Origin of the sequence: Shewanella sp. BC20 (assembly GCF_003129585.1) — a bacterium.
Taxonomy (GTDB): Bacteria; Pseudomonadota; Gammaproteobacteria; order Enterobacterales; family Shewanellaceae; genus Shewanella; species Shewanella seohaensis.
In genome coordinates this window covers 1-4,135 of record NZ_NHRI01000036.1, presented here as the reverse complement: position 1 = coordinate 4,135, position 4,135 = coordinate 1, and the positions used below count along the sequence as shown (strand labels likewise).

4 protein-coding genes, 4 tRNA genes and 1 rRNA gene are annotated in these 4,135 nt (G+C 46.8%); 1 reads left to right on the top strand and 8 read right to left on the bottom strand.

The window, feature by feature from the left end:
- The 5 genes from CBX96_RS21360 to CBX96_RS21340 form a co-directional block, all read right to left on the bottom strand.
- Positions 1-166, bottom strand: a 166-nt coding sequence (locus tag CBX96_RS21360; protein ID WP_248969096.1) for a GTP-binding protein, incomplete at its 3' end; no start/stop codon positions are given.
- A gap of 115 nt (positions 167-281) precedes the next feature.
- Positions 282-357: transfer RNA gene (locus CBX96_RS21355), tRNA-Thr, on the bottom strand.
- A 9-nt stretch (positions 358-366) separates the two neighbouring features.
- Positions 367-440, bottom strand: a tRNA-Gly gene (locus CBX96_RS21350).
- A 35-nt stretch (positions 441-475) separates the two neighbouring features.
- A tRNA-Tyr gene (locus tag CBX96_RS21345) sits at positions 476-560 on the bottom strand.
- A 7-nt stretch (positions 561-567) separates the two neighbouring features.
- Positions 568-643, bottom strand: a tRNA-Thr gene (locus CBX96_RS21340).
- 234 nt (positions 644-877) lie between these two features.
- Here CBX96_RS21340 and coaA point away from each other — a divergent pair.
- Positions 878-1,828, top strand: a complete 951-nt coding sequence (gene coaA, locus CBX96_RS21335) for a type I pantothenate kinase (RefSeq protein WP_109287992.1) — start codon at positions 878-880, stop codon at positions 1,826-1,828.
- 1 nt (position 1,829) lies between these two features.
- On the opposite strand, the gene birA is transcribed toward coaA, so the two are convergent.
- The 3 genes from birA to rrf all read right to left on the bottom strand — a co-directional run bounded on the left by birA (position 1,830) and on the right by rrf (position 4,135).
- The gene (birA, locus tag CBX96_RS21330; RefSeq protein WP_109287991.1) at positions 1,830-2,789 is read right to left on the bottom strand and encodes a bifunctional biotin--[acetyl-CoA-carboxylase] ligase/biotin operon repressor BirA; all 960 of its coding nucleotides are present in this window, start codon (positions 2,787-2,789) and stop codon (positions 1,830-1,832) included.
- Positions 2,782-3,807 carry a UDP-N-acetylmuramate dehydrogenase gene (gene murB, locus CBX96_RS21325; RefSeq protein ID WP_109287993.1) on the bottom strand — a complete coding sequence of 342 codons (1,026 nt, stop codon included), beginning with the start codon at positions 3,805-3,807 and terminating at the stop codon, positions 2,782-2,784. The genes birA and murB overlap by 8 nt, the downstream gene beginning before the upstream one ends.
- A 213-nt stretch (positions 3,808-4,020) precedes the next feature.
- Positions 4,021-4,135, bottom strand: a 5S ribosomal RNA gene (gene rrf, locus CBX96_RS21320).

Genomic DNA, 4,135 nt, shown 5'->3' with positions numbered 1-4,135 from the left:
CTTCTGGAGCGTTATCGATTTGAGAGAAGTCTTTAGCTTCGCCACCGTAGGTCTTAGCCAGTACGTGAGAGATAGCTGCAGTCAGAGTGGTTTTACCATGGTCAACGTGACCGATGGTGCCCACGTTAACATGGGGCTTATTACGTTCAAATTTAGCTTTTGCCATGGTATTGCCTCAATCCAAGAGTCTTGGTGATGAAAACATACATATAGAAAAAATCCGATGCATATAAATGACATCGAACCGATTATTTAGGTATAGGAGCTTAATTTAGAAAGGCTGGTGCTGATAGGCAGATTCGAACTGCCGACCTCACCCTTACCAAGGGTGTGCTCTACCAACTGAGCCATATCAGCAACTAAATTTGGAGCGGGCAGCGGGAATCGAACCCGCGTTATCAGCTTGGAAGGCTGGAGTAATACCATTATACGATGCCCGCGCAACCTAACTAAGGCTACCTAACTACCTAGAAAATGGTGGAGGGAGAAGGATTCGAACCTTCGAAGGCGGAGCCGTCAGATTTACAGTCTGATCCCTTTGGCCACTCGGGAACCCCTCCAGTAAAATGGTGCCGGCACCAAGAGTCGAACTCGGGACCTACTGATTACAAGTCAGTTGCTCTACCAACTGAGCTATGCCGGCAAATCATTTCGGAACGGGATATTAGGTAAATGTGTGCCCAAGTGCAAGCAAAAATCGACGATTTGTTTAAAAAAAGCAATCAAATGATGCTTTTTTACACTTAAACCTAGGCTGTCGTGCAATTATTCTGCGAATACTCAAGCGAGACAAACAAACGGGGCATCGAGAATAGATTTTATATTGTCGATACTTAAGTCATGGTGTACTGTGCGATCCCTAAGCCGAGGAAAGCCAATGACGTCAAAAAATCCAATTCAAAAAGCACTCTATCTTGCCTTTGAGCGCGCGCAATGGTCTGTTTTACGGGACGCAGTGCCAATGACACTGAGTGAACAAGACTTGGAAAATTTGCGAGGTATTAATGAGAAGGTTTCCCTCTCTGAAGTAACCGATATTTACTTGCCTCTCAGCCGGTTACTCAATCTCATCGTAAAATCGAAGCAACAACGTGGCTTAGTCTTGGATGAGTTTCTTGGCCAAAAACCCTCGAGCAGCCCTTATATCATTAGTATCGCTGGCAGCGTTGCGGTGGGCAAAAGTACCACAGCGCGTATTTTACAAGCATTGCTGCGCCACTGGCCTGAGCATCCTAAGGTCGATTTAGTGACTACCGATGGTTTTCTGTATCCTTTGGCCGACTTAAAGCGCAAGGGCCTTTTACAGCGTAAAGGCTTTCCTGAAAGTTACGACATGAAGATGTTGGTCGAATTTATTTCGGCGGTAAAATCCGGGCAGGCCCATGTGAATGCGCCTATCTATTCCCACGTGACTTACGATCGTATTCGCGGCCAGCATCAAACGGTTTCTCAGCCCGATATTTTGATCCTTGAAGGGCTTAATGTACTGCAAACTGGTTTAGATTCACCGGTAGATATACGCCGCCCTTTCGTCTCCGACTTTGTCGACTTCTCTATTTACGTCGATGCCGAAGAGCACTTATTAAAGCAGTGGTATCAGGAGCGCTTTTTGCAATTCCGTAAAGGCGCCTTTAGTGATGAAAAGTCGTATTTCCATCACTACGCCAGCCTAACAGATGATGAGGCGAATGTGATTGCGGCGAAGATTTGGGACACTATCAACGGCCCCAATTTACAACTCAATATCCAGCCGACAAGAGAGCGGGCACATCTGATCCTGCAAAAAGGCCAGGATCACTTGATGTCCCACGTATTGCTGCGCAAATAGCCTATCTCGGCCTTAAACTGATTTCGCCGCCGATGTATGCCTGTGTGCCATCGGCGGTTTCAAGTACTACTGCACCCTGTTCGTCGACGCCGCGGCAAATACCCTCAACATGATTTTCACCCATGAGTAGACGGATCTCTTTGCCATAGAATAAATCAGCCGCTTGCCAACGCATTTTGAATGCTGCTAATCCTTCGCGCTCAAATAGTTGAATATCTTTCTTAAGCTGCTTTTGCAGCGCAATCACGAGATCCGTTTTATTTGGCATAGTCGCTAAGGCGGATAGATCGCTCCAAGGCTGATCTATACTTTTTCCTTGGTCTTCCGACATGGCCATGTTGACACCAATACCAATGATCAATTGGCACTCGCTATCCGCCTGACCTGACATCTCAATTAAAATTCCAGCAAGCTTTTTATAATTAAGGTAAATATCGTTTGGCCATTTCACGCCGATATTATCCACGCCAAAGGACTTCAATACCTCGACTAAGCTACAAGCCACAACAAGGCTTAAGCCCATTGCCTGCGCCATCCCTTGGGGGAATGACCAAAACTGCGAGAAATATAAATGATGCCCATAGGGAGAAACCCAAGTACGGCCACGGCGACCTCGTCCTGCCGACTGGTATTCCGCGACACACAGGTCGCCACTCTTAAGCTCACCCGTATGGCTTAACATAAAACCGTTGGTGCTTGGGATCTCATCAAAATAAAAGCAACGATTATCAATCGACTGAATTAACCGAGTCGAGTCGATAAGAGAGATGGGGTTCGCTAATTTGTAACCACGACCTTTGACACTGTAAATCGCCACGCCATAGTCTTCCAAAGCATCGACATGCTTGCTCACCGCCGCACGAGAAATACCCAGTTGTGTCGCCAACTCTTCACCCGAGACAAAATGTTCGCTCGACAGTAATCCCAGTATTTCGCGTTTTCTCATCCAGTTATCAGACATCGAGACTCGTCTCCCCTGTTAATCCCATAATTCTTGGCTCGGCTTCTAACTTAACGCCAAATACCTCATTCACTCGCGTAATAACATGTAATGCTAATCGACAAATATCTTGGCCAGTTGCATGGCCTAAATTGACTAATACTAAGGCTTGCTTCGCATGCACTCCCGCGTTCCCAAGGGCAAAGCCCTTAAGACCCGCGTGCTCAATCAGCCAACCCGCAGCCAGTTTAACCTCTCCAGTGGGTTGAGCATAACCGACAATACTCGGGAAACGCGCAGCAAGCTGCATATAAGTCGCCGCGCTTACGATAGGATTCTTAAAGAAGCTACCTGCATTACCGAGTTCTTCAGGGTTGGGTAGCTTTTCGCTCCTCACCTCACAGACACGCTCAAAAATCTCCCTTGGGGTCACCGTCTCAGCGTTAAATGATTGCAACGGACCATAGGCCAATTTCGGTTGCCAAGCTTTAGGGAGGCGCAAACCAACGGCGGTAATCACAGCTTTGTCGCGTAAGCTGCCTTTAAATATCGACTCCCGATAGGCAAACTTACACTCATCGACTGTAAGCTTTAGCAAGTTACCTGACTCGAGATCCAGATATTCGACCCAATCACAAATATCGCAAAGCTCTACACCATAGGCGCCGATGTTTTGGATCGGTGCTGCACCAACAGTGCCAGGGATAAGCGCTAAGTTCTCAAGACCTGGCATATTCTGATTTAAGCTGAACTGAACTAATTCATGCCAGTTCTCACCCGCCTCAACGGCAAGGTAAAAGTGAGAGTCATCTTCAGAGCAGGAAATACCCTTAGTCAACACACGCACTACGGTGCCATTAAAATCATCGGTGAATACGATATTGCTGCCGCCGCCGAGGACAAGCATAGGTCGCTTAGACTGATATAAGGATAAGCAGGTCGATTGCAGCTCTGCCTTAGAATGGGCTTCAATCATGGATAAGCAAGATTGATCCACGCCAAAAGTATTAAACGGCTTTAGCGAATATGGAAAAGACATGGTGATGTTCTGCCGCGACAAAAGCGACATTGTAAACGCTTCACCCTAGAATTGCAGCAAACTGAGGTAGATCGGTAAAAGCAGATAAGTAATGAAGCAAGATCTTGAACAAGAGTAAAAACAACAGTGGAAGTGACAGTTAAGAACGCCAAATGCCAAATACGAAAAACAAAAAAGCCAGCTTATACAGCTGGCTTCATTGTTTAATTAGGCGCTTGGCGATGACCTACTCTCACATGGGGAGACCCCACACTACCATCGGCGCGATTGCGTTTCACTTCTGAGTTCGGGATGGGATCAGGTGGGACCACAATGCTATTGTCACCAA

Coding starts and splice junctions, on each gene's coding strand:
- coaA (WP_109287992.1), top strand. CDS start 878: ATGACGTCAAAAAATCCAATTCAAAAAGCACTCTATCTTGCCTTTGAG.
- birA (WP_109287991.1), bottom strand. CDS start 2,789: ATGTCTGATAACTGGATGAGAAAACGCGAAATACTGGGATTACTGTCG.
- murB (WP_109287993.1), bottom strand. CDS start 3,807: ATGTCTTTTCCATATTCGCTAAAGCCGTTTAATACTTTTGGCGTGGAT.